Origin of the sequence: Pectobacterium carotovorum, assembly GCF_900129615.1 — a bacterium.
GTDB lineage: Bacteria > Pseudomonadota > Gammaproteobacteria > Enterobacterales > Enterobacteriaceae > Pectobacterium > Pectobacterium carotovorum.
In genome coordinates this window covers 204,665-229,492 of the sequence record NZ_FQWI01000001.1, presented here as the reverse complement: position 1 = coordinate 229,492, position 24,828 = coordinate 204,665, and the positions used below count along the sequence as shown (strand labels likewise).

22 protein-coding genes and 1 pseudogene are annotated in these 24,828 nt (G+C 48.9%); 8 read left to right on the top strand and 15 right to left on the bottom strand.

The window, feature by feature from the left end; translation table 11 throughout:
* Window positions 1–129 precede the first annotated feature (129 nt).
* The 12 genes from BUB06_RS00990 to BUB06_RS00935 form a co-directional block, all read right to left on the bottom strand.
* Window positions 130–1,530, bottom strand: a complete 1,401-nt coding sequence (locus BUB06_RS00990; RefSeq protein ID WP_039472906.1) for an amino acid permease — start codon at window positions 1,528–1,530, stop codon at window positions 130–132.
* Between the two features lie 127 nt (window positions 1,531–1,657).
* The gene (locus tag BUB06_RS00985) at window positions 1,658–1,921 is read right to left on the bottom strand and encodes a YebO family protein (protein WP_010275709.1); all 264 of its coding nucleotides are present in this window, start codon (window positions 1,919–1,921) and stop codon (window positions 1,658–1,660) included.
* 184 nt (window positions 1,922–2,105) lie between these two features.
* Window positions 2,106–2,897 carry a DNA-binding transcriptional regulator KdgR gene (kdgR, locus tag BUB06_RS00980; protein ID WP_010297863.1) on the bottom strand — a complete coding sequence of 264 codons (792 nt, stop codon included), beginning with the start codon at window positions 2,895–2,897 and terminating at the stop codon, window positions 2,106–2,108.
* A gap of 214 nt (window positions 2,898–3,111) precedes the next feature.
* Window positions 3,112–4,278, bottom strand: a complete 1,167-nt coding sequence (gene ogl, locus BUB06_RS00975; RefSeq protein WP_010275714.1) for an oligogalacturonate lyase — start codon at window positions 4,276–4,278, stop codon at window positions 3,112–3,114.
* Between the two features lie 355 nt (window positions 4,279–4,633).
* Window positions 4,634–5,515 carry a protease HtpX gene (htpX, locus tag BUB06_RS00970; RefSeq protein ID WP_010297866.1) on the bottom strand — a complete coding sequence of 294 codons (882 nt, stop codon included), beginning with the start codon at window positions 5,513–5,515 and terminating at the stop codon, window positions 4,634–4,636.
* Between the two features lie 162 nt (window positions 5,516–5,677).
* Window positions 5,678–6,526, bottom strand: a complete 849-nt coding sequence (locus tag BUB06_RS00965; RefSeq protein WP_039472904.1) for a glycerophosphodiester phosphodiesterase family protein — start codon at window positions 6,524–6,526, stop codon at window positions 5,678–5,680.
* 30 nt (window positions 6,527–6,556) lie between these two features.
* Entirely contained in the window at window positions 6,557–7,858 is a 1,302-nt protein-coding gene (ugpB, locus tag BUB06_RS00960; protein WP_236689872.1) for a sn-glycerol-3-phosphate ABC transporter substrate-binding protein UgpB, read from the bottom strand.
* A gap of 296 nt (window positions 7,859–8,154) precedes the next feature.
* Window positions 8,155–9,378, bottom strand: coding sequence for an L-lactate MFS transporter (locus tag BUB06_RS00955; RefSeq protein ID WP_039472901.1), 1,224 nt, complete (start codon window positions 9,376–9,378; stop codon window positions 8,155–8,157).
* A gap of 184 nt (window positions 9,379–9,562) precedes the next feature.
* Window positions 9,563–10,312, bottom strand: coding sequence for a LytR/AlgR family response regulator transcription factor (locus BUB06_RS00950; RefSeq protein ID WP_039472898.1), 750 nt, complete (start codon window positions 10,310–10,312; stop codon window positions 9,563–9,565).
* A complete protein-coding gene (locus BUB06_RS00945) occupies window positions 10,309–12,054 on the bottom strand; it encodes a sensor histidine kinase (RefSeq protein ID WP_039472895.1) in 1,746 nt (581 codons plus the stop codon). Before BUB06_RS00945 ends, BUB06_RS00950 begins: the two co-directional genes overlap by 4 nt.
* Before the next feature lie 162 nt (window positions 12,055–12,216).
* Complete coding sequence (locus BUB06_RS00940; RefSeq protein WP_039472892.1) at window positions 12,217–14,385, bottom strand: sensor domain-containing phosphodiesterase; 2,169 nt, start codon at window positions 14,383–14,385, stop codon at window positions 12,217–12,219.
* A 393-nt stretch (window positions 14,386–14,778) separates the two neighbouring features.
* Window positions 14,779–15,036 (bottom strand): hypothetical protein, encoded by a 258-nt coding sequence (locus BUB06_RS00935; RefSeq protein WP_072013010.1) that lies wholly within the window; start codon window positions 15,034–15,036, stop codon window positions 14,779–14,781.
* A 401-nt stretch (window positions 15,037–15,437) separates the two neighbouring features.
* Between BUB06_RS00935 and BUB06_RS00930 the strand changes: the two genes are divergently transcribed.
* From BUB06_RS00930 to BUB06_RS00920, 3 genes are all read left to right on the top strand, one after another.
* A complete protein-coding gene (locus tag BUB06_RS00930; RefSeq protein WP_039472890.1) occupies window positions 15,438–16,172 on the top strand; it encodes an XRE family transcriptional regulator in 735 nt (244 codons plus the stop codon).
* Window positions 16,173–16,673: 501 nt separating this feature from the next.
* Window positions 16,674–17,024 (top strand): Mor transcription activator family protein, encoded by a 351-nt coding sequence (locus tag BUB06_RS00925; RefSeq protein ID WP_010297884.1) that lies wholly within the window; start codon window positions 16,674–16,676, stop codon window positions 17,022–17,024.
* A gap of 459 nt (window positions 17,025–17,483) precedes the next feature.
* Window positions 17,484–18,593 carry a 4Fe-4S binding protein gene (locus BUB06_RS00920; RefSeq protein ID WP_039472888.1) on the top strand — a complete coding sequence of 370 codons (1,110 nt, stop codon included), beginning with the start codon at window positions 17,484–17,486 and terminating at the stop codon, window positions 18,591–18,593.
* A gap of 195 nt (window positions 18,594–18,788) precedes the next feature.
* Here BUB06_RS00920 and BUB06_RS00915 read toward each other — a convergent pair whose 3' ends face one another.
* Window positions 18,789–19,667, bottom strand: a complete 879-nt coding sequence (locus tag BUB06_RS00915; RefSeq protein WP_010297890.1) for a hypothetical protein — start codon at window positions 19,665–19,667, stop codon at window positions 18,789–18,791.
* A gap of 110 nt (window positions 19,668–19,777) precedes the next feature.
* Window positions 19,778–20,104: a hypothetical protein gene (locus BUB06_RS22195; protein ID WP_039472885.1), complete on the bottom strand. Its 327-nt coding sequence runs from the start codon at window positions 20,102–20,104 to the stop codon at window positions 19,778–19,780.
* A gap of 32 nt (window positions 20,105–20,136) precedes the next feature.
* On the opposite strand from BUB06_RS22195, the pseudogene BUB06_RS22225 reads away from it, so the two are divergent.
* Window positions 20,137–20,348: pseudogene (locus BUB06_RS22225) on the top strand (site-specific integrase); the annotation flags it as partial.
* Between the two features lie 140 nt (window positions 20,349–20,488).
* Here the strand turns inward: BUB06_RS22225 and icd are convergent.
* Window positions 20,489–21,742, bottom strand: a complete 1,254-nt coding sequence (gene icd, locus BUB06_RS00900) for an NADP-dependent isocitrate dehydrogenase (RefSeq protein ID WP_010297897.1) — start codon at window positions 21,740–21,742, stop codon at window positions 20,489–20,491.
* 130 nt (window positions 21,743–21,872) lie between these two features.
* On the opposite strand from icd, the gene rluE reads away from it, so the two are divergent.
* The 4 genes from rluE to hflD all read left to right on the top strand — a co-directional run bounded on the left by rluE (window position 21,873) and on the right by hflD (window position 24,825).
* On the top strand, window positions 21,873–22,499 hold the full coding sequence (gene rluE, locus BUB06_RS00895) for a 23S rRNA pseudouridine(2457) synthase RluE (protein ID WP_039473343.1): 627 nt from the start codon (window positions 21,873–21,875) through the stop codon (window positions 22,497–22,499).
* Entirely contained in the window at window positions 22,492–22,938 is a 447-nt protein-coding gene (locus tag BUB06_RS00890) for an NUDIX hydrolase (RefSeq protein ID WP_039472882.1), read from the top strand. The genes rluE and BUB06_RS00890 overlap by 8 nt, the downstream gene beginning before the upstream one ends.
* Before the next feature lie 139 nt (window positions 22,939–23,077).
* Entirely contained in the window at window positions 23,078–24,184 is a 1,107-nt protein-coding gene (mnmA, locus tag BUB06_RS00885; RefSeq protein ID WP_010275749.1) for a tRNA 2-thiouridine(34) synthase MnmA, read from the top strand.
* Window positions 24,185–24,186: 2 nt separating this feature from the next.
* Window positions 24,187–24,825, top strand: coding sequence for a high frequency lysogenization protein HflD (gene hflD, locus BUB06_RS00880; protein ID WP_039472878.1), 639 nt, complete (start codon window positions 24,187–24,189; stop codon window positions 24,823–24,825).
* Window positions 24,826–24,828: the final 3 nt, after the last annotated feature.

Genomic DNA, 24,828 nt, shown 5'->3' with positions numbered 1-24,828 from the left:
GAACACTAAAGGAGCGCATTAGCGTGACATGGATAACGTCGGGGCAATAATACACCTTATAACTTGCGTGTTAAAGCTGGATGGGTAGCCTGTTCATCTTTGCATCGTGATGAACAGGCCACGGGGTGTTTACGGTGTCTGCACCGACTTCAGCGCTGCATTATTTTTGCGGGAGAATCGGAAGCCAAACCAAATAACGGCAATCCAGAACGGAATTAAGATGACTGAAATACGAATCCCCGGAGACAACAGCATAATCACCAGAATCCCCGCCAAAAACGCCAGACACAGGTAGTTGCCCCACGGATACCAGAAGGCTTTAAACGCAGGGACAATCCCCTTCTCTATCATCGCCTGACGAAAACGCAGGTGCGCAAAGCAGATCATGATCCAGTTAATCACCAGCGTCGATACCACCAGCGCCATCAACAGCTCAAAGGCTTTGCCTGGTATCAGGTAGTTGATCGCTACACCGAACGATGTCGCTAATGCGGACAGCACGATAGAACGGACAGGGACACCGCGCGCATTGACCTTCGCAAGAGATTTTGGCGCATTTCCCTGTTTTGCCAAACCGTACAGCATCCGGCTATTGCAGTATACGCCGCTGTTGTAGACCGATAATGCCGCCGTGAGTACCACGATGTTAAGGACGTTTGCCACTATATTGCTATTCAGCGCCTGGAAAATCAGGACAAACGGGCTCCCACCATCGACAACCTTTCCCCACGGATAAAGTGATAACAAAATAGACAGCGCACCGATATAGAAAATCAGGATGCGATAGACCACCTGATTGGTCGCCTGCGGAATAGAACGTTTCGGATCGGCCGCTTCGGCAGCGGTAATCCCCACCAATTCCAGACCGCCGAATGAAAACATGATCACAGCCATCGCCATGATCAATCCGCTTGCGCCATTCGGCATGAATCCACCGTGGATCCATAAGTTACGCACCGTCGCCGTTTCACCGCCATTGCCACTCAGCAGCAACCAACTGCCGAAGACAATCATCCCAACGATGGCAAGGACTTTGATGAGGGCAAACCAGAATTCTGTTTCCCCAAACATCCGCACATTGACCAGATTGATAAGGTTGATCAGCACGAAGAATATTGCGGCGGACAGCCAGGTTGGCGTTTCAGGCCACCAGTATTGGATATAAATCCCCACGGCCGTCAGCTCAGCCATTCCGACCAGAATAAACATCGCCCAGTAGTTCCAGCCAGCCAGAAAGCCCGCAAAATCGCCCCAATACTTATAGGCAAAATGGCTAAACGAACCCGCTACCGGCTCTTCCACCACCATCTCACCCAGCTGTCGCATAATCAGAAACGCAATCATTCCAGCAATCGCATAACCCAATAAAACGGACGGCCCTGCCATTTGGATAGTCTGCGATATCCCTAAAAACAATCCGGTACCAATCGCGCCACCCAGCGCAATCAGTTGAATATGTCGGTTCTTTAACCCTCGTTTTAAAACCAATTCCTGTTGATCAGTTGCTATGTTGTTTTGAGCATTTGCCATGTTGTTTTTGTGCTTCCTGTAAAGCCTTCTTCATTTTATAACAATGCCCGCTCACGCCATCAGCATGAAGAATGACGTAAGCAGGCAAAGGGATAGGTGTTTTACGCGTTACACAGTGATTGAGCCATTAACGTTCCGGGATGACGCTTTTAAACGTTAACTCCACATCATCACGATCGCGCTCAGCGGCAAGCGCTTCAGGCTCACTTTTCTCTGCATTCTGGGGCAGCAATTTTTTCAATAACGCTAACTGCTGGCGTTGCTGCTCTACGATTTCCTGCAGCAATTTCACTTGCTCATTCGCTCTGACACTCGCCCGATTAACAAAAAACCAGACCAGCGCGGCCAGCAGCACAATCAGCAAGACAAAAACCACTTCTAATATGTTCACAACGACTCCACTTATAACCACTTATGACAGGTACCTGTGGGCTATCTTACCACCGTGGCATAGCCAAGTTCGATACCCAACCCTATCCGTTATCCACATCGTGTTGATGCGCATCGCTATCATATTGGTGCAAAAATAAAAAAAGCCTGTCGGCAAGGACAGGCTCAGGCATTGATAGGGAATATCAGAAAGGGTAATCGTGGTAGCCCATTTGCTCAGAGATATTTCTGGCTGCGGTGTGCAGCGTTGCGACATATTCGTGTTTGTTTTCTTCTGAAAAACGAATCGTTGGGAAAGAAATACTGAGGCCCGCAATCACCACGCCAAAGCGATCGAATACCGGCACGGCGATACAACGCAGCCCTTCTTCTTGCTCTTCGTTGTCTTCTCCGTAGCCTTGCTCACGCACGACATCCAATTGGTTGAGAAGCGCTTCAGCAGAACACAGCGTGTGTGGCGTACTGCGAGTAAATTCGACGGTCGACAGAACCTCTTCCACTTCGCTACGATCGCGCCATGCCAACAGCACTTTACCAATTGCGGTACTGTGCAACGGATTGCGGCGGCCAATACGTGAATACATACGCAGGTTATACATCGAATCAATCTTGTGGATATAAACGATGCCGTCTTCATCCAACGCGCCAAGGTGGATCGTTTCCCGCGTTAGTGCAGACAACTCACGCATCTGTATATCCGCACTGCGGATTAAATCTACGTTCTGCAATGCTTTTGCCCCAAGTTCAAACAACTTGAGCGTCAGCGAATATTTCTCTGATTCACCTTCCTGCGCAACATAGCCCAGGGATTTCATCGTCTGCAAGAAGCGGTAAACGGTACTCTTGGACATCATGACGCGCTGAGAAAGCTCGGTAATACCAATTTCTCTCTCTTCACCTAATGCCTGTAAAATACCAAAAACCTTTAAAACGGACGACACGGAATCGGGTTGTTTATCTAAATCTGCACTAGCCATTTTTGTGGTTACCCTACTCAGGTTTTTTTGTTTTAAAAAAAATAGAACAATGGTTTTAGTATAAAGGGAACGCTTTGATTATGGCAATGGAGCAATAACGATAATCAAGTTAAGTTTGAGAAATAACCGCGTCAGAGACTTAATAAAATAATATGTAAGAAAATATTTTAAAATAATCCGCGCCATAAAATGTGACGCGGATTTATTAGTATTATTAGTGCCAGACTGAATCAGGAACCTTCGCCAGATACAGCGCAGGTTTTCCATCTACGTCAGAAGTAAACAGGACTTGTTTATTATCCGGCGTGAAAGACGGGTGCGGGTGAGTAACCTGACGGTCCCCTTCCAACACGTCCCAAGAGGTATTGTGCTGCGCAATACGATGTTCTTTGCCAGTTTTCAGGTTGAAAACATACAGGAACGGATCGTTCTCAATTTTGTAGCCGCCATCGTCCTGCACGTCGACCGGCGCATCGGAGCCATCACCCACCAGCAGCGTACCGTCATAGTTACTCATCAGGTGAGAACACGGCGGCATGACGCGCAGTTGACGATCTTCCAGCGTAACGGGATCGATGCTGCGAATGTAGCGATTGGTATCGTCTTTAAGGTAAGAGACGTAAATCATCGCTGAACCATCTGGAACCCAGAATTCGTGAGTGCAGCTTTCGCCTTCTGCATGCTCTTTCACTTTACGCATGTTGGTGCCATCTTCGTTGATGAACCACATACGCGCATCCACCAGGTCATGCGGACCTTCGTGGCAGAAAGCCACCGTGTTGTCATCGCCCGGACGGTAGATTGGGTGACCCAGCCACTGGTTTTCCTGAAGGATGGTCTCAGCCTCGCCCGTTATCAAATCGACGCGAATCAGACGACAGCAAGGATTGGTGAAATAGAATTCCTGGAATTTTTTCCAATCGGTCAGTGGTTTCCAGTCTTCTTTTTTGATCTCAATACCGACCATTTTGGTGCAATCGGAGTTGGCAACCCAGGTACCGTAGCCGACCCAGTCGTCAGGCACCTGATAAATTGTTTTCTCTTCCAGCGTCGCCAGATCGACACGCATCAGATTACGGGTATTTTTAACGTAATACAGCGCATCGTCATTCGGAGACAGGAAGCCACCGAAGGTGTTGTCGCCTTTGCCTTCCGTCAGTTGCGTGGCGCTCTGCTCTTTTAAATCCAGCAGATAGTAATTCCACGGGCCATCAAACGCAGCGCCAAACAGCAGCTTGCTGCCGTCATTGAAGAAACACTTCTGATAGAAATAGTTGCGATGGCAGATAACATCGGGCGGGGTTAAACGCACAACTTCGGTGCCGGTTGCTGAATCTTGATAGGTATGGAACGTTAGGGGGATCTTGTTACCTTTGGCCATCCGTAAATCCTTAGAACTTATCATGAAGAATCTGACGCCACACGCGCATACTCTTCGATAACCTGACATTTCGATCGCCCGATAAATCGGTCATCCCGACACCGGTTGTTCAAAAATCAGGCCACCAATCTCACGCGAGACGCCTGTTATATCGGCATTATAGAAACAATGTTTCATTTTTCCGTGATCGTGGTTTTATTTTATAAAACATTCTTCATATTTTCACCACCTGTTTCAGATCTAATGAAAACATTCAGGCGGAGAAAATGCAGAATCGATGAACTCATAAACGCAGAAATAACAAAGGCCCGAATGAGCCTTTGGGATGAGAGTGTTGGGAAGACAGTTCCCTGAATTACTTCAGGTATTCGCCGGAGCGCAGCGCTTCGATACGCTTATCCAACGGCGGGTGTGACATGAACAGTTCACTGAAGGATTTCGATTTTCCGTTAATGCAGAAAGCCATCATGCTGCTCTCTTCCTGCGGCTCATAGCTGGTCTTCAAGCGTTGCAGTGCAGCGATCATTTTTTCACGCCCCACCAGCTTGGCTGAACCGGCATCCGCATGGAATTCACGGTAGCGTGAGAACCACATGGTGATGATGCTGGCAAGAATACCAAACACCAGTTCCAACACGGTCGCGACAGCAAAGTAAACCAACGGGTTGCCATTGCTGCTTTCACCTTCGTCACGGTTGCCGGACAGGAAGCCGGAAACGACCTGCGCGATCAGACGAGAGATAAAGATAACGAAGGTGTTGACGATCCCCTGAACCAACGTCATGGTCACCATGTCGCCATTCGCGATATGGCTAATTTCATGCGCGATAACCGCTTCCGCTTCGTCACGGCTCATGTTTTGTAGCAAACCGGTACTCACCGCCACCAGCGATGCATCACGACGGGCTCCCGTCGCGAACGCATTAATGTCCGGTGCATGGTAGATTGCCACCTGTGGCATCGCGATCCCAGCCTGCTGTGACTGTGAACGAACCGTTTCCATCAGCCAGCGTTCAGTTTCGTTACGTGGTTGTTCAATGACTTCACCGCCAACGGACCGTAACGCCATCCATTTAGACATCAGCAGTGAAACAAACGCACCGCCAAAGCCAAACAGCCCAGCCATAATCATTAAGCCCTGGACACTGCTGGACTGAATTCCCGTCAGGCTGAGTACCAGCCCGAAAACCAACATCACCGCCAGGTTGGTGATCAGGAAAAGCGCAATACGCATCATAAAGGTCTGATTTCCTCTTGCAGAAAGATAAAGTTTGCACCCATACATCGTATGGGTTGCCGTGGCATTTTCAAGCATTCTTAACTTTTCAGTTACTAAATCCACATAACTTTACACTTTTCAAAAGGAAAGCGGCATCCTGCCGGCTGTCATCCTAATATGTCAGCGCGACAACGTTGAGCGAAACTCGATAAATTCGGCAGCGTGATCCACCTGAATCGCCCCCACCCCAGCGCGAATTAATGCGCCCCATACGGCGTCAGGTTCGGCTAAGGCTCGCGTGTCGCTATAGTCGAGCGAATGCGAGCAATCCAGCGTGTTCACCCAAATCCGTACCCCAAGCCGTTGAAACTCGGCATACGCTTCGGTCACCGCATCAATATGATCAAAATTGGCTTCCACCATGGCGACGCCAATATCATCAATCTGTCGCAAGATATCGACGGTTTTCCCCCGTTTGAGGTGGATCATCGGCATATAGGGCACCTGGGTATCCAGCGACGGTGATGCAAGGGGAAAACGGGCAGAGGCAAGATCAACCGGGCTTTTCATGATCACGCCAGTACTCAGGCCTTTATCGCGAATATCGCGGGCAATCACACCAAATTCCTGCTCATGTTTGACATCCACATTGATGACAATACGCCCCCGCGCCTCTTCGAGAACTTCATACAACAGCGGGACTTTTTCGTTACTCAATGGCCATGCAGAACCGCCATCGCTCCCGCGTAGACGAGCCTGACGAATCTCCGCCAGCGTCATCTTGCCAATGCAGCCACTCATATCGCTCGTGCGATCGAGCGTATCATCATGAATCACGACAACGTGGCTATCTGCCGTTAATTGCGCATCAATTTCCACGATATCAACACCCAGACGAATCGCCTCACGCAGCGCCGCCAGCGAATTTTCCGGTGCCGAATCCCACACGCCGCGATGTGCTACTGCCAGAACCGTCGCGTTTTGCGCCGCAATCACGTCCTGAGTTATGCCTCTATTTTGCCTTGTCATCTGTCGAAAACTCCAAATCAACGGGAAATATCACGAGTGACGGGAAACCGACTGCGCGAAATGCTGCAACAGGAGATCGCCCCGCGAAACCACATTGTCCAGCGCCTGCTGCGGCGTTTCTTGTTCTGCCCAGACCTTCTCCAGTTCTTCATCCATAATGGTACGAATTTGCGGCATGTTGCCCAAGCGGAACCCACGCGTATAAGGCAGTGGCGGTTTATTAGTGAGCTGTTTCATGGCAACATCGCTGCCGGGATATCGGGCATAAAACCCCTGCTCGCGCGTGAGATCGTAGGCAGGCTGTGTCACGGGCATATAGCCCGTCATCTGATGCCATTCTGCGGCATTTTCCGGCAGCGTGAGGAAATGCAGGAACTCAGCGATCCCTTGATAATGCGATGCCGCTTTCCCTTTCATGACCCAGAGGCTTGCCCCTCCGATGAACGTATTCTGCGGCGCACCTTTCGCTTCTTCGCTGTAGGGCAGCATCCCGACACCGTAGTGAAATTTGGCATAGTTCTGAATCTTGCGTAGCCCGCCCGATGACGTGGTCAATATTCCGCAGTCACCGTTATAAAAGCGCGTGGCGCCTTCATCATTGCGGCCGAAATAGCTGAATTCCTTCTTCTTCATCATCTCCGCAAGCTGGGTGATGTGCGCAACCTGCAACGGACCATTCACCAACAGGTGCGCGTCGACACCATCGAAGCCATTGTTTTTCGTCGCAATCGGCAATCCGTTCCAGACGCTAAAGGCTTCCAGTAATATCCAGCCCTGCTGACCTGCATTCGTATAGCCGCATGTCATTCCACTCTCACGCAGCCGCATCGCGTCGTACGCCAGCTCATTCCAGGTGCGTGGCGGCTTATCAGGATCGAGCCCCGCTTTAATAAACGCATCTTTGTTGTAGTAGAGGACGGGGGTTGAACTGTTAAACGGCTGGGAAATCAGGTGCCCAGTCTGGCTATCGCTGTAAAACAACTCCACCGCAGGCAAAAAGGCTTTTTCGTCATTATCGATACCAACCAGCTTGAACAAATCGAACACCGGGATAATCGCCCCGCTGTGCATCATATTCGGTGTACCGACATCATAAACCTGCAAAATATCTGGCGCGTTACCCGTGCGGTAAGCCGCAATGCCAGTAGCCAGCGTCTGTTCATAGCTGCCCTTATAGATAGGCTCAACGTGATACATCGTCTGAGACTCGTTAAACCGGTTGACCAGCCGTATCAATTCCGTATTCAGGTTGCTGTCCATACCATGCCAAAACGTCAGTTCAACAGCCGCCTTGGCAGACAGCGGAATGAACAAGACCACACTTAACAGCATCAAAAAGACAGACGTGAACCCAAACCGAATCATCATGATGTTTTCTCCGGTACGATTTGTTTTTAGGAAAATCGCGTTATTTTTAGGAAAATTTCATTTTGGAAAACGTGTTTTAGGAAAAAGGCGTGCTGATAACGACGCTAGGGTTCGCCTGTGACACGTAGATGACTGGGAAGGTGATGAACTGTATCGCGATATTTCAGCAGGTAAGTGAGGGGAAATCGTGTGGCAGAAAAACCTTATGTCAGAAAAATGTGGTGGCGGGCAGCCTTTCGACTGCCCGCCACGGTATTCGATTAGCTCTGTGCGTGTGCCATATCCGTACGCATTGAGGCCTCAACGGGTTGATGTTTCGGTGGTTTCACCCACAGGGTAATCAGTAGCGAGATAACCGACATAATGATGATGGCCATAAAGGTGGCCTGGAAGCCCCCTAACTGTGCGGCAATAAACGAGCCAGACAGCGCACCGATACCGAACCCCTGATAAATCACGCCGTAGTTTTTGCTGTGATTTTTCAGGCCGAAGAAGTCACCAACAATCGCCGGGAACACCGTGATATTGCCACCAAAGCAGAAGGCAATGGCGCTGACACAGGTAAAGAACAGAAGCGGATTAAGCGGCAGGAATGTCATCACGGATACCGCTAGAATCGTCACGAACAGGGTAAAACTGATCACCCGCATACGTCCGACATTATCGGAAAGCGCGCCAAGCACAATACGTCCAACGGTATTAAAAATCGCAATCGCAGACACGGCGTTGGCCGCCGTCGCCATATCCATTCCGGCCATTTGCACACCGATATCTTTCACAATGCCAATCAAATACAGGCCGCTCATGCATGCGGTGAAGAAAATAATAAACAGCAAATACGATTCTTTGGTCGCCAACATTTCAGCCAGTGAGAAATCACGCGTCTGCCCCTGAACCGAAGCCTGTTGAACCGGTACCGCAGCAGGTTCTTTCAGCAGTGAACTACCGACCAGAATCATCGCCATGACGATAATGCCCCAGTAGAAAAAGGCTTCTGACACACCGACTTCCGCAATCAAAAAACTGTTTACGTATTTGAACAGCAGGCTTCCGGTACCGAATGCGCCAACAGAAATGCCCGCAATCAGCCCTTTACGGTTAGGGAACCATTTGATCAAATTGGACAGCGTCGTAATGTAAGCCGTGCCGTCTGCAAAACCGACAACACCCCCCATCAGCAGATAAATCAGCGTCAGAGACGGGCTTGCTGCACTCGCCATCAGCCCCGCGCCCAGCGCGATACCGGCGATCATTGTTAATCGGCGCAGACCAATACGTTCCTGAAATTTACCGGCAAACAGCGTGGCAAAGGCCAGACAGAAACTGGTAATAGAAAACGTCGTCGCCACAGAGCTCAGCGTCCAGCCGAATTTGTCCACCAGCGGCTGGTTGAATAAACTCCAGGTGTAAATCGTGCCGAGTCCCATTTGGGTGATGATAGTACCGAGGACAATCAATCCCCGGTTTACAGGTTTGGTATTCATGGGCTTTCCCCTACATCAAAAATTGGTCCGATTCACTCGGCACGCTAAAAAATATAAGCTGATGTGGAGAAGAGAAAATCCATCAAAACACTGTCAGCTTATGGGCTGAGGCCAGTATACAAGCGGGCTGACAGTGGTTGATCGAATGGGGAATGAGATGCCTGAAACGCGGAATGAAATGCCGTTAAAGACGCATCAATGACCTGAACGCCTTTATCTTGCTTCGGCTTACCGGGACTTCAAAATCCAGATCGTTCAATCGCAGAATATAGGTATTGTTAAACCACGGCACAATTTCACGGATTTTAGTCAGGTTGACGCAGTAAGAACGATGGCAGCGGAAGAAATAGTCTTCCGGCAAGCGGCTGCAAAACTCCGTAATATTCATCGGCATGATGAATTCCTCACGCCGGGTATAAACCAGCGTGACCTTTTCCTGCGCGGCCGCATAGTAGATATTGTTAATATCCGTGACGATAATCCGTTCGTCCTTCATCAAATTAATGGTTTGCTGTGCGCCTCTCGGAGCCCCCGCCTGCGTGCCTGTTTCAACAGCCGGTGCCATTTGTCGCTGTTGCCAGGTCGTTTCCAGTTTGCGCAGCATCGTGATGATGCGCGATTCATGATACGGCTTAAGAATGTAATCGAAGGCTTCGACTTCAAATGCTTCAACTGCGTGTTCTTTGTACGCCGTAATAAAAATGATGTAAGGCTTATGCGCGAATTTGCTGATATTTTGCGCCAGCCAGACGCCATCTAACGAAGGAATATTGATATCCAAAAAGATCGCATCAACGTCGTTATGTTGCAGGTATTTCAGTACATCCAGCCCGTCATCGAATGTCGCCGCAATCGTAATATCACTGTGCTGTTTGATAAGGTAACTCAGCTCTTGCTGCGCGAGGAACTCATCTTCAACAATAATGGCTTTCATGGGTTGCCTCCTGTTTGTTCAGCAGCAGAATATCCCGGCTGCGGCACCTGAACGGCATCCGGCAACGCCGACGGGGTTTTATCTTCTCGTGGAATGTAGAAATAAATTTCAGTCCCAGGTTCCAGCCGGCGAATATGCAAACCGTCGCCATAGAGCAAGCGAACCCGGTGATGGACATTTAGCAGACCAATTCTATTCCCGGGCAATTCGTTACGCGCAACGCGATCCATCGTTTCCTGACTAATGCCATTACCCGTGTCTTTTACCGCCACCAGCAGCTTATCGCCCTGCTCCTTCACGGATAGCACAACGGTTCCTTTGCCCCTGCAAGGCTGAATACCATGCACAATCGCGTTTTCTACCAGCGGCTGAATTAACAAGCTGGGGATTTTGTACGCTAAATCGTCGTCGATATCGTAAATCACCGTTAGCTTGGCGCCGAACCGCGCCTGCTCAATCGCGATATAATCCTGAATCTGGTACAGCTCTTTCTTTATATCGATCAGCGCATCGTCGTTGAGTTCGAGGTTATAGCGCAAATAGCGAGACAGATTGATCACCAGTTGGCGCGCGGTATCGGGATTAATACGAATAGATGAGGAGATCGCATTCAGCGCATTAAAAAGAAAATGCGGATTGATCTTACTTTGCAGCGCTCTCAGCTCCGCTTTATTTGCCATATCACGCAGTTGCTCGGTGCGGGACACTTCAATTTGCGTTGACATGATTTGCGATAAACCGACGGCCATCACGCGTAGTGAATAGGTAATTTTATGCGCATGGCGATAATAGATTTTCAGCGTGCCGGTTACCTGCCCGTGTTCCCACAGCGGGATGACGATCATCGAATGGATTTCCGGCGTCAGGTGCTGTTCATCATTATTTTTAATGATGATTTTCCCGTCATGAATCGCCTGCTGTGTCATTGGGCTAATAATGTCGTGGCCGATATTATACTTTTCTTCCCCAATCCCCACATACGCCTGAATGTGCTGCGTGTTCGTTATTGCCACCGCATCTGCATTAATTTCAGTCCGAATGATTCTACAGATGGCCGTCAGCGAATCGCTGTTGATATTGCGGAAATATGGCAGTGTCTTGTGCGCGATATCCAGCGCGAGTTTAGCCTGTCTGGCGGCAATGACCTCTTTTTCATTCGCCACGCTTTGCACCAGCAGGACAATCAGGCCAATACAAACGGAGCCAAGAATCATTGGCACCGCAATTTTTGAAACAATATCCAGCCCTAACTCGATTGGCGTCGCCCATGCTACAACCAGCAGCATGGTTAACGACTCACACAGCATGCCGCCCAGAATACCGATGCTCCACTGCTGTTCTTTTTTGACTTTCTTATTGATGTAGCCAGAAGTGATACCGGCGATGATGCTGGTAATCAGGCAAGGGACGGAGGTGATGCCATCGATATCAATGAGATAACGGTGTGCCCCCGCAATGATACCCGTCGCAATGCCGACCCAAGGACCGAAGAGAATACCGCCGGACATCACGGCAATCACGCGCACGTTGACGAGCGACCCTTCAACATTAATGCCGGAATACGTACCGAACAGCGCAAACAGTGAAAAAATGGCCGTCACCGTCACTCGCTCTCCTGGCGAGTGTTGCTCTTTTTGCAGTAATTGCCGGAACTGGCGCGTTCTGGTCAGGAAAAACAGACAAATCAGCATCAGCGCGGCGCGGTCAAAGACCGCAAGGAGCATCTCAAATATTTCGTGCACGGGACATCCGGTACTGGGTTACGAGCCAGCACTATAGAAAAAATGTGATCCATATTCCACTTTTTAGTCTGTGAACCGCGCGGGGAGCGCAAAGTATGAAAGCCAGCGGACGCTGGCTTTCTGGTGAGGCGGGATGGTAAAACCGCTGTTCGTCTATCTTGCTTAAACGTCTATTGGCTTATTCAGTTTCAGTAACTGGGTAAATTCCTCTGCAGGCATTGGATGTCCAAACAGATATCCCTGCGCTTCCTCACACCCTTTACCCCGCAGACGCTCGCTCTGCTCTAATGTTTCCACCCCCTCTGCAATCACACCCAGACCAAAACTTTTCCCGAGATACAGGATCGCTCGAACAATCGCCGCATCCGGCGGAGACTCGCACATGGTTCGGACAAAAGTTTGATCGATCTTCAGCCGAGTCACCGGGTAGTTTTTAAGCATACTGAGCGACGCATAGCCCGTTCCATAATCATCAAAGGCAATACCGATTCCTGCTTCACGCAACGTATTTAACGGCTGTAGCATACTTTCGTCGTAACGCAGGATGATATTTTCCGTGATTTCCAGCTCCAGCGAACTTGGCTGTAACCCTGTACGCGAAAGAATATCCATAATCTTTTGCGCCAACATACCGGTACGAAACTGTGCGCTGAAAAGATTAATGCTGATACGAAAATAGCTGTCGCTCGCCTGGCACCATTCCGCCGCCTGCCTGCATGCCGTTTCGACGATCCAATCCCCGACTCGTTCTGCCCACGGGCCATTTTCCAGTGCGGTAAGAAATGCCGCGGGGCTAAGCAGCCCTCTTTCCGGATGACGCCAGCGCAGCAGCGCCTCGGCACCCACAATCTCATTCGTCGCCAGTTTAACCTGTGGCTGGTAGAACATCTCAAATTCATGCTGCTCGTAAGCGCGCACAAATTCTAACTGGAAGGCATGCTTAGCCTGAAAGACCTCAAGCAGCTCGCGCGTAAAAAAGCGGTAGCAGTTTCGACCTTCAGACTTCGCCTGATACAGTGCTAAATCCGCGCTGGTCAACAGATCCTGCACGGTCAACCCGTATTCTGGGTACAGCACCGCGCCAATACTGGCACTAATATTGATTTGATGATCGTCAATAATCATCGCCTGCGAAATTTCATGGATGATTTGCTCGGCAATTTTGCCCGCGACCTTTTTGTCACTCAGACCGGGAAACAACAGCGCAAACTCATCCCCACCCATTCTCGCCACAACATCACCGGAGCGAACCGTGGCTTTTATTTTTTTGGCGACATGCACCAGAATATTATCGCCGCTGGAATGCCCCAAACTGTCATTCACATCCTTAAACCCGTCCAGATCGACCATCATGATACAAACTGCAGGTTCATTCTTTAGTGCAGTTTCCAGATTGGATGTCAGCAACGTGCGGTTTGCCAATCCGGTTAGTGGATCCAGATGCGCCAGCAAAAACAGCCGCTCTTCATTGCGTCGCCGTTCTGTAATGTCACGTAGTATCGCGCCATAGCTAACATTGTCGTTGTCTTCCCACATCGAAACCGACAATTCGACTGGAACCAGGCTACCGCCTTTGGCTTGTACGTTCAGTTCCAGCGTCACGCCTTTCATCATCGAATCCCGATCGGTGACCAGATGATTGAGCTGCACGACAAAGGCATCGGGCACGATGGTATTAATACTGCGGCCAATAATCTCCTCGTCAGTATATTCCAGCATGTGTTCCGCGGCGGTATTCCAGAAGGTGATCATCCCCTTCTCATTAACGCACAAAATGGTATCGGGCGAGGTATTGGCAATATTTTCAAAACGCACCTGACTGGCTTTCCGCGCCAGTTCCAGACGTCGCATCTCCAGCTTATCCATGACTAATGAAGCCAGATCCTGCAAATTATGTTCATCACGTTTGGTGAATGTCGTTCTGGGTTTCAAATCGATAATGCACAAGGTGCCGATGGCATGCCCGGACGGTGTAATTAATGGAATACCGGCATAAAAACGAATGTAGGGAACGCCCACAACCAGCGGGTTGTTTTTAAAACGCGCATCCTTAAGGGCATCGGGCACTACCATAATCTTTTTCTTTAGGATCGTATGCGCGCAAAAAGAGATATCGCGAGGCGTTTCGCAAAAAGGAACGCCCACGCTCGCGGCAAACAGTTGGCGTTCAGCCTCTACCAACGACACTAAAACGATAGGCACGCTGAAGATGTTAGCGGCCAGACTAATCAGGTTACTCAAACCCGGGTCGAATAATACGTTCTTAATTCCATACTCACGAAGAGCAGCAAGACGTTTGTCTTCATCTTTGCTTATTGGGGCACGACTCATGGGTTCCCCCCTCCCACCGTATTAATGTTCAGATTAGACAAAAATTTAGCGATAAATCCAAAATGTTGCAGTAATGAGCACGATAAGAACAGCAAGCCAACGTTAACAAACCAAAGCCCCCTATCTTGCCAAGAGTCAAAATGCATGGTGGCTGGGTATGAGTATGGCAAAAGATCCAGACTCTATCCTCCCTGAAAATCATTAATAATAACAAGTGAAAGAATCAATTAAGATAATAGATAAAAAGCGAAATAGAAAGATACCGACGTACTCACAACGTTGAGCGATGGGGGAAGAAAAGGAAGGAGAAGGTTGGTATATTCAAGTGCTCATGACCAGATAACGACAACGTATTATCAAGTTATTAACAGAATATAACCAACCAGAACGTCATCAGGCGGGGAAATAGGTTATTGAATGCTCAGGTGTATCATTTTTTGCTCGGATCACGACATCCCAGATCCCGGTATAAGGCACAGTTAAATACACTTCGCCTTCTGCATGACGGCAAATAGAATCCTGCGTTGCACTATTCTCTTCGGTCATGGTTGCCTGTTCACTACTGCTCATTTGCACTTCAAATGTATTTGTACACCGAACAATTACCGTATCACCACCAAACAGACTTAAACACGTGCGAATTACAGACATACATCCTCCGCGACACGCAGTCATGCGTATGCTTAATGAAACGAATTTATTGGTTATATTTCCCACAGCGGGATTTCCATAAAAGCAAAATGCATACGTTCAGATTGTGATTTAGATCAAGTGACGCTCACGTTTAAAGCAAATCAGGGGTGGAATAAGACGATACTATGGTTGCCTGATACTTATTAGGATTTTTGATAATTGAGCGATAGCGTTTAGGGATGTCGACGCTATCTCGTCCAGCCACACAAGGTTAGCCTTACAACATAACAACCTAAGTCGTATTTTAAGTTGTATTTATGCGCGATTTTCACACGTAGTAATGACGAATGGCGTTGGTTTTTTTTAAACAAGATTAATACCCGCTTGATAAATGACAACCTAGGTTGTACATTGAACGAATGAAAACGACACTTGCAGAACGATTAAAGACCGCCAGAACTGCCCAAGGGCTTAGTCAAAAAGCACTTGGCGACATGATTGGCGTATCTCAGGCCGCCATACAGAAGATCGAGGTGGGGAAAGCGTCGCAGACAACCAAAATTGTTGAGCTTTCCAATGCACTACATGTTCGTCCTGAATGGTTGGCAAACGGCGAAGACCCAATGCGTAGCAGCGAAGTCACTCGCTCGCTCCAGGAACCCAGTATTCCGCCAAAATCCGAATGGGGCACCGTATCAGCTTGGGACAGCACGACAGAACTATCAGAGGACGAGGTGGAAGTGCCCTTTTTAAAGGATATTGAGTTTGCCTGCGGCGACGGACGCATTCAAAGTGAGGATTACAACGGCTTTAAGCTCCGTTTCTCTAAAGCTACACTGCGTAAGGTTGGTGCAAATACGGACGGTTCAGGCGTTCTTTGCTTCCCGGCTGCGGGTGACAGTATGGAACCCATCATTCCTGATGGAACGACTGTCGCGGTTGATACCAACAACAAACGCATCATTGATGGAAAGCTCTACGCCATCGCTCAGGAAGGCGGCGGCAACGACAAACTAAAACGAATCAAACAACTTTATCGCAAGCCTGGCGGTCTTCTCGTCATCCATAGCTTCAATCGCGAGGCTGACGAAGAAGCCTACGAATCCGAAGTCGAGATCATTGGCCGCGTGTTCTGGTATTCGGTGCTGCTGTAGTCCTGTATTGGCCGGTATCCCGCGCCATAGTTCTATCTTTTCTCTCATCAAAGCCGGCGGACCAATACGGACGCCGGCTTGTTTGATCAATACATTTTTTGCCAATAAAAGGGCTGCCAGTAACCGCTTTACCAATAAACGTTTCAGCGCTAAAAAACGTTTACCCCCGCCCAAGTAACCTTACCTACGCGCAACAATTTTATACAATCCCCGTGCTATTGTTTCATCAACCCTTGTTGATGTTGTGTTATTCATCCTGTCTATGTTGTTCCTTTCCCGCCCTGTGGCGGGATTTTTTTTGCCCCTCATCTGGCCTCTTTTGCGTGTAGCCTCGCGGGTTGTCATTTCTTTTTACAACCAAAAACAACTCAAATTAAAACTAAAGATGTTGACACAAAAACAACTATAGTTTTAAATAGACACATAGCAGCAGGGCATCCCTGCAAAGGTAACAACCCAGTTTTCACGTCAGTAACAACACACATAACAATAGGGTGATTTATGACTGAACCACAATTTCGCAGTAAAGGTCCTGAGCTTCTGGTCGAACTTTCTCAACACGTTGCCGATACGGTCAAAAACGTCACGGAGTTAGATCCACAAACCGCTGAGTTGGTCGGCAATGCCGTTGCCAAACATATGATGACCGTATGGGGTGGGCAAAACGTTTATTTCCCGATGGGAATCTCTTGGCGCGCGTCTCAACGCGATCTTCAAATCTATGAAGAGTTTGACGGGCGCAATCACAGCGCTCTGGCTAAAAAATATAATGTCTCACTGCAATGGATTTATAAAATTGTCAGAACGATGCGAAAAGAGGAACTACAGGCAAAACAGCATACCCAGGCATAATGCAAAAACTCATGAATTAAACTCTCAGGCGCTAATTAAAAGAAAAAAATAAAAAAGATTATTTAATAATAACTATAATCTTTGCTTTTAATAAAAATGACCTAAATCATAAGAATTGTGCAAATGTAGCAAGGTATTCCTATACGCTGACGTCGGGCAACATACGCAATTTGAAGCATAAAAGATATATTCAAGATAATACCGTCTGGTAATTAATAGAATGGGTACGTTTGCGTATCCATTCTTTTTTATATCTCTCATTTTGCTCTTAGAAAAATCGTCCTTCTGCACTCTTGTCTCTCTTCTTATTCAAATCAATCAGCTAAAAAAACCACAAACATGCATTTACAATGCACAAATCAATTTTTAACCATTCCGAGCGTGATAACGTTGCCCCACAATCCCTTCGGTGTATTGAAAGCGCCGAGTGAAAAAAATAAATGGGGGCAATTGAGAGCAATGAGCGAGAAAGCAAGAAAGCGGTGGCAACGCCGCCCAGGAACCACTGGCGGTAAACTTCCCTGGAATGACTGGCGCAACGCCCTGACCTGGCGCAGAGCGACGCAAGTTCTGCTATTGGCAATCAACGTTTATATCGGCATCACCTTCTATTTTTGGGTACGCTACTTTGAAACTGGCGGAACGAGCCTTTATATGTCGAGGCCCGGTGGTATTGAAGGCTGGTTGCCAATTGCCGGATTGATGAACGTTAAATTCACGTGGGAAACGGGTAATTTTCCCCCTATCCACCTTGCGTCAATGCTATTACTTATCGCATTTATTCTCACCAGCCTGTTGCTGAAGAAATCGTTCTGCTCCTGGCTGTGCCCTATCGGCACGATTTCCGAGTGTGTGGGCGCTGTGGGGAAAAAGATAGTTGGACGTCATTTCATTCTTCCGAAGTGGCTGGATATTCCGCTGCGTAGCCTGAAATATCTATTATTAGGTTTTTTCCTCTATATCGCCTTATCGATGCCGGCACAGGGTATTTATATGTTCCTGATGTCGCCCTACGGTTTGATCGCCGACGTCAAAATGCTCGGCTTCTTCCGTAATATCGGCACCATCACGTTAGTTTGCGTTTTTCTTTTTACGTTTGTCAGCCTGTTCGTCCGCCATTTTTGGTGCCGCTACCTCTGTCCTTATGGTGCGCTCTTGGGGGTATTTTCGCTGCTGTCGCCTTTCAAGATTCGCCGCAACGCCACCAGTTGTATCGATTGCGGCAAGTGCGCCAAGGCCTGCCCGTCTAACATTCCGGTAGATAAACTGATTCAGGTGAGAACGGCGGAATGCACGGCCTGCATGACCTGCGTCGAATCCTGCCCGGTGGCCTCAACGCTCCATTTTTCGCTGATGAAGCCCTCAGGCTCGCAGGGAAAAGGCAGCGAAACAACTAAACCGCTATGGCGACAAACTGCGCTGTCCGGTATTGCGATGACGGTACTGGTGCTCGGCATTCTTTTTGGCATGATCGGTTTTGCAATGTATATCGGCAGTTGGGACAGTCCGATTCCCGAACACATGTACTTCCGGCTCATTCCCGACTCACAGGGGATTGGTCATCCGTAAAAAAGGGGCCAAATCGGCCCAGTGTAGTTTCCCCTGAATTGAGACTTACCGATTAATGGCGTTATTTGGTTAAAATACAACCCATCCAGGCTCGCTATAGGAGGAACGGTGTTACATTTACCACTGGTGCTGATGAAGCGCTGCATTGAGGTCAGTCATTATCACAGGCACTCAGTGAATGCCTGCTGTAATGCCTTATTTGATAACTGAGTTATCGATAGTCCTAATGGCTGTGCCATTTTGCTGCTTGATGATGTTTAAGTGGATGTTATCAGATTTACGCGCTGCCAAGACGTTAATATCTTTTTCATCATCACAATTGAAATCACCTTGTAGCGATAATGCCATAGCCTTCAAAGAGTCATCGGTAGAGAAAGGGACATACGACACAACGTTATCTTTATTAATGATTTTGACGCCTACTGCTCCAGTGACATCATTCTGATACAGATTGTAAACCTTGCCGTTGCGTGAGTCGGTGTCGACAAATATTTCAGTGCCGAGTGCTTTAGCACTCGTAATAACAATAGAATCAATATCTGAACCGGCTGACCCTGTATAGGATGATAGGCTCGTGTCTACAATTTTTAGATAGGCAAATGAATCTTCTGTCGAATCAATAACGTCAACATCATAGCCAATAACTGAACCACGAGTTGCGACGATACTGTCCGGCTCAGGATTGATCTCAGTAAATACCGCAGTAGCCTTGATCCATAAATTGCCATCATTAGAAACATAAGCATCCCATGATTCGTAAATCCCAACTTCATAAATATAAAAATCAGCGTCTGCTGTGCCACTTTTCTTAATAGCGTACGGAGCAAAACCGACAACCATACTGCCTGCTGAACCAAGAGATAATGACGCATTACCGGTACTGTAAACAGTAGGCTCCCCCAAAACCCGCTCTGGCACTTTACGATTTGAGTCTACATTTTTCCCTGGAGTATAACTGATGACCTCTGTAGCAAAACCAACTGCATTGCCTGGGATATCAGGATAGCCTTTATAGGTCTCGGCAAATGCTGAAACCGAAAACAGGCACATTAACGCAATAGCGTATTTTTTCATTTCACTTCCTCTTGATAAAAGATCCCCACTATTGCGAGGAATAAATGGATTCCGTTCTACGTATTCCAGAAAGCTGATTGTTAGCTTGATCAATTGCCGTCAATAGCGGATCAACCCAATAAACAACCTGCGCATACGTCAGTTTGCAACCGGTGGCAGTGAAAGTCAGTTCCGCTTGTAACGGGACGTATTGTGCTAGCACGTAAACGGTACGTGTAGTCAAGCAACCGATCCGCAACATCATCGCTAACGCACTGACGACCGATTGGGTCACATTTGATAATTGTCCAATAAACGATCTGTGTTTCATCTGAATTCACTTTAATATTTGTGCTGTGCTGATTGTCCTGATGGGCAATCTCATTGTGGACGTCGTGATATTCCAGAGCGAAAATCACCGCTAGTGTGAAAACTCCGTATAACACCGCCTCCAACATTATTTTTCTCCAACAACCGCCCGTATACGCAACGCGTATCAACAAAAATACTGACTTCTACATTCAAAAAGTCAGAGATAAAAGCGGATCGATATGGGATTAGGGAACTGAGCCAACCTTTCACGAACAGCGATTTCTTTCAGAAAGGCTTTATCGCGATCGAGGGATCGACACTCAGAAACTACCAGGTCACAGATCGAGGAAAATGACTGACAAATATAACGATGACAGAGGTAAGGATTAGGTGATTATCGGCACAAAACTAGCCTAGTTATTGAACGGTTTTGGGGAAACATTTTGGGGAGGGTTTTGGGGAAAGGTTTTTAACACAAAAAATAAGGGGCCAATCGAGGCCCCTATTGTTAACCCATGCTTAACACTGGATTACATGTTATCGATGATGTCCTGCGCAAACTCGCTACATTTCCGTAGTTTAGCGCCTTCCATCAGACGTTCGAAATCGTAAGTCACGGTCTTGTTCTTGATCGCGCCTTCAACGCCCTTAACAATCAGGTCAGCCGCTTCGAACCATTGCAGGTGACGCAGCATCATTTCAGCAGACAGAATAACGGAACCTGGGTTCACTTTATCCTGACCCGCATATTTCGGTGCCGTACCGTGCGTGGCTTCAAACAGTGCACATTCGTCACCGATGTTCGCGCCCGGAGCAATACCGATACCGCCAACCTGTGCCGCCAGGGCATCAGAAATGTAGTCACCATTCAGGTTCATACAGGCGATCACATCGTATTCAGCAGGACGCAGCAGGATTTGTTGCAAGAACGCATCGGCGATCACGTCTTTTACCACGATCTCTTTGCCGGTGTTCGGGTTCTTGATTTTCACCCACGGGCCGCCATCGATCAGCTCACCGCCGAATTCTTCACGCGCCAACTGGTAGCCCCAGTCTTTGAACGCGCCTTCGGTGAATTTCATGATGTTGCCTTTGTGTACCAGCGTGACGGAATCACGGTCGTTGGTGATCGCGTATTCGATTGCGGCGCGAACCAGACGTTTGGTACCTTCTTCGGAACACGGCTTCACGCCGATACCACACTGCTCAGGGAAACGGATTTTGCTAACGCCCATTTCTTCACGCAGGAATTTGATCACTTTGTCTGCTTCAGCAGAGCCAGCTTTCCACTCGATACCTGCATAGATGTCTTCGGCGTTTTCGCGGAAGATCACCATGTCGGTCAGCTCAGGCTGTTTAACCGGGCTAGGTGTACCTTCGTAGTAGCGTACCGGACGCAGGCAAACGTACAGATCCAACTGTTGGCGCAGTGCAACGTTCAGAGAACGAATACCACCACCGACTGGCGTTGTCAGCGGGCCCTTAATCGCCACACGGTATTCACGGATCAAATCCAGTGTTTCTTCCGGCAGCCAGACATCTTTACCGTAGACCTGCGTGGATTTTTCACCCGTATAGATCTCCATCCAGGAAATCGCGCGCTTGCCCTGATAGGCTTTCTTCACGGCGGCGTCAACGACGTTGATCATGGCTGGCGTTACATCGATACCGATGCCGTCGCCTTCGATAAACGGAATGACCGGATTGTTTGGAACAACCAGTTTGCCTTGAGCGTCAACCGTGATTTTCTGACCTTCTGTCGGTACAACTACTTTGCTTTCCATTAACCTCTCCTTCGAGCGCAATTTTGTTAATGACTTGTAAGATGCGTGTCAATACTACTTGAATATTTAGCCCGCGCCAATCGCAAACCATTTGAGTATAATGCTTTTGTTATCCGCGACTATAAAGATGATGAATAAATTCTCTGTTAAAAATCACAAAGTTAAACGATTCAGCTCACAGCCGGCAAGAAAAAGGCAGCCTGACAACGCGCCGCGCCGCATCGTTTTGTTCAATAAACCCTTCGATGTGCTACCGCAATTCACTGATGAAGCCGGACGCCGGACGCTGAAAGATTACATTCCGGTTAGCGGTATTTATGCTGCCGGGCGTCTGGATCGCGATAGCGAAGGCCTGATGATTCTCACCAATGACGGCAAGCTTCAGGCACAGCTAACCCAGCCAACGAAGAAAACAGCCAAAATTTACTATGTGCAGGTCGAAGGTATTCCTGACGACGACGCACTGACGCGCTTTCGTACGGGTCTGGACCTAAATGATGGCAAAACGCTGCCCGCCAGTGCGGAGATCGTCCCGGAACCTGACTGGCTGTGGCCGCGTAATCCGCCCATCCGCGAGCGTAAAAGCATTCCCGACTGCTGGTTAAAAATCACTCTGCATGAAGGCCGTAATCGGCAAGTTCGTCGTATGACGGCAAATATCGGGTATCCTACATTACGTCTGATTCGATACGGCATGGCCAATCAGACCGTAGAAAACCTGTTACCCGGAGAATGGAAGGAGATAACGGATGTTTAAACCCCATGTGACAGTCGCCTGTGTGGTACAGGCCGAAAACCATTTTCTGGTCGTCGAAGAGTTAATTAACGACAAATTATTGTGGAACCAGCCCGCGGGCCATCTGGAAGCCGACGAAACACTGATTCAGGCTGCAAGCCGTGAGCTGTGGGAAGAAACAGGCATTCAGGCCACACCGCAGAGTTTCTTGCGTCTGCACCAATGGATCGCCCCCGACAGCACACCGTTTCTGCGCTTTTGCTTCGCGCTCGATCTGCCTGCGCGGGTCGATACCCAGCCGCATGACAGCGATATCGAATGCTGCCGCTGGCTGACCGCCGAGGACATTCTGCATTCGCATCAGCTTCGTTCGCCGCTGGTAGCCGAAAGTATTCGCTGCTACCAGCAGCCAGAGCGCTATCCATTAACCGTATTGAGCGCGTTTAACTGGCCATTTTAGGCATCTTGCTATTCCTGCCGTGAGCGGACTTAACCACCGTACGGCAGGAATAGCGATGCAGCCCTCGGTTCAACATGCTAAAATACGCCGCTTGTTTTTCGCATCAATGCGTCAGTAAATTTCAGTTCGTGAGACTTCCATGTCAGATAACAGCCAGAAAAAAGTGATTGTCGGTATGTCCGGCGGTGTTGATTCCTCCGTTTCCGCTTACCTGTTACAGCAACAGGGCTATCATGTTGAAGGCCTGTTCATGAAGAACTGGGAAGAGGACGACGACACGGAATATTGCTCAGCGGCCACAGACCTTGCCGATGCACAGGCTGTTTGCGACAAGCTGGGTATCGAATTACATACCGTCAACTTTGCCGCCGAATATTGGGACAACGTTTTTGAACTCTTCCTTGAAGAATACAAAGCGGGCCGTACCCCCAATCCCGATATCCTGTGCAACAAAGAAATCAAATTCAAAGCCTTTCTGGAATTCGCCGCTGAAGATCTCGGCGCAGACTATATCGCGACAGGCCACTATGTCCGTCGTCACGACGTTGACGGTAAAAGCCGTTTGCTACGCGGCATGGACGGCAACAAAGACCAGAGCTATTTTCTTTATACGCTGAGCCACGAACAGATCGCTCAAAGCCTGTTCCCGGTCGGTGAGCTGGAAAAACCGCAGGTACGTAAAATTGCCGAAGAGTTGGAACTGGCAACCGCGAAGAAAAAAGACTCTACCGGTATTTGCTTCATCGGTGAGCGCAAATTCACCGATTTTCTGGCGCGCTACCTGCCCGCACAGCCCGGTCCGATTCTGTCCGTCGACGACAACAAACCGATGGGGCAGCATCAAGGGCTGATGTACCACACGCTGGGGCAACGCAAAGGTCTGGGTATTGGCGGCGTCAAAGACGGCGGCGAAGACCCTTGGTACGTAGTGGATAAAGATGTCGCCAACAATATTCTGTACGTCGCGCAGGGTCACGAACATCCTCGCCTAATGTCGTACGGTTTAATCGCACAGCAGCTACACTGGGTCGATCGTCAGCCGCTCACCGCTGAATTACGTTGTACGGTGAAAACCCGTTATCGTCAGGCGGATATCCCCTGCACCGTCACGCCACTTGGCGACGATCGCATTACCGTGCGTTTTGATGAGCCCGTCGCAGCCGTAACTCCGGGCCAATCTGCCGTGTTTTATCTGGACGACGTTTGCCTTGGCGGCGGCATCATCGAAGAGCGCTTACAGGAGTAACCGTGGCTAAGAACTATTATGAAATCACGCTAGCACTAGCGGGCGTTTGTCAGTCGGCACACTTAGTCCAACAGTTGGCCCACACCGGGAACTGTAATAACGATGTGCTGCATACCTCGCTGAACAGCGTTTTGAATCTCAATCCGGCGTCTACGCTGGCCGTTTACGGTAATGACGAGCAGAACCTGAAAGTTGGGCTGGAAACGCTGCTCGGCATTCTGAATAGCAGCAGCAATAAAGGCGCGGGTGCAGAGCTATCACGCTACGCTTTCAGCCTGATTGCGTTAGAACGCAAGCTGAATGCGAAGTCTGCCGCGCTTGACGAATTGGGCAAACGCATCGGGCAGTTGGAGCGCCAACTGGAGCATTTCGAGCTGCTCTCCGAGACGATTGTGAGTGCGCTGGCCGCGATTTATGTGGATGTCATTAGTACGCTGGGGCCACGTATTCAGGTTACTGGTTCACCGGAAGTGCTGAAAAACAGTCAGGTGCAGGCTAAAGTGCGTGCCGCGCTGCTGGCCGGTATCCGCTCTACGGTGCTCTGGCAACAGATTGGCGGCGGACGCTTGCAGCTGATGTTCTCACGCAGCCAGTTGGTCAAAGAAGCGAAACAGATATTGGCGCGTTGCCCGTCCGTTTGATGG

Excerpts from the sequence above, each read along its gene's own strand:
- BUB06_RS00990 (WP_039472906.1), bottom strand. The coding sequence starts at position 1,530 with ATGGCAAATGCTCAAAACAACATAGCAACTGATCAACAGGAATTGGTT.
- kdgR (WP_010297863.1), bottom strand. The coding sequence starts at position 2,897 with ATGGCTAGTGCAGATTTAGATAAACAACCCGATTCCGTGTCGTCCGTT.
- ogl (WP_010275714.1), bottom strand. The coding sequence starts at position 4,278 with ATGGCCAAAGGTAACAAGATCCCCCTAACGTTCCATACCTATCAAGAT.
- htpX (WP_010297866.1), bottom strand. The coding sequence starts at position 5,515 with ATGATGCGTATTGCGCTTTTCCTGATCACCAACCTGGCGGTGATGTTG.
- BUB06_RS00965 (WP_039472904.1), bottom strand. The coding sequence starts at position 6,526 with ATGACAAGGCAAAATAGAGGCATAACTCAGGACGTGATTGCGGCGCAA.
- ugpB (WP_236689872.1), bottom strand. The coding sequence starts at position 7,858 with ATGCTGTTAAGTGTGGTCTTGTTCATTCCGCTGTCTGCCAAGGCGGCT.
- BUB06_RS00955 (WP_039472901.1), bottom strand. The coding sequence starts at position 9,378 with ATGAATACCAAACCTGTAAACCGGGGATTGATTGTCCTCGGTACTATC.
- BUB06_RS00950 (WP_039472898.1), bottom strand. The coding sequence starts at position 10,312 with ATGAAAGCCATTATTGTTGAAGATGAGTTCCTCGCGCAGCAAGAGCTG.
- BUB06_RS00940 (WP_039472892.1), bottom strand. The coding sequence starts at position 14,385 with ATGAGTCGTGCCCCAATAAGCAAAGATGAAGACAAACGTCTTGCTGCT.
- BUB06_RS00935 (WP_072013010.1), bottom strand. The coding sequence starts at position 15,036 with ATGTCTGTAATTCGCACGTGTTTAAGTCTGTTTGGTGGTGATACGGTA.
- BUB06_RS00930 (WP_039472890.1), top strand. The coding sequence starts at position 15,438 with ATGAAAACGACACTTGCAGAACGATTAAAGACCGCCAGAACTGCCCAA.
- BUB06_RS00925 (WP_010297884.1), top strand. The coding sequence starts at position 16,674 with ATGACTGAACCACAATTTCGCAGTAAAGGTCCTGAGCTTCTGGTCGAA.
- BUB06_RS00920 (WP_039472888.1), top strand. The coding sequence starts at position 17,484 with ATGAGCGAGAAAGCAAGAAAGCGGTGGCAACGCCGCCCAGGAACCACT.
- BUB06_RS00915 (WP_010297890.1), bottom strand. The coding sequence starts at position 19,667 with ATGAAAAAATACGCTATTGCGTTAATGTGCCTGTTTTCGGTTTCAGCA.
- BUB06_RS22195 (WP_039472885.1), bottom strand. The coding sequence starts at position 20,104 with ATGTTGGAGGCGGTGTTATACGGAGTTTTCACACTAGCGGTGATTTTC.
- icd (WP_010297897.1), bottom strand. The coding sequence starts at position 21,742 with ATGGAAAGCAAAGTAGTTGTACCGACAGAAGGTCAGAAAATCACGGTT.
- rluE (WP_039473343.1), top strand. The coding sequence starts at position 21,873 with ATGAATAAATTCTCTGTTAAAAATCACAAAGTTAAACGATTCAGCTCA.
- BUB06_RS00890 (WP_039472882.1), top strand. The coding sequence starts at position 22,492 with ATGTTTAAACCCCATGTGACAGTCGCCTGTGTGGTACAGGCCGAAAAC.
- mnmA (WP_010275749.1), top strand. The coding sequence starts at position 23,078 with ATGTCAGATAACAGCCAGAAAAAAGTGATTGTCGGTATGTCCGGCGGT.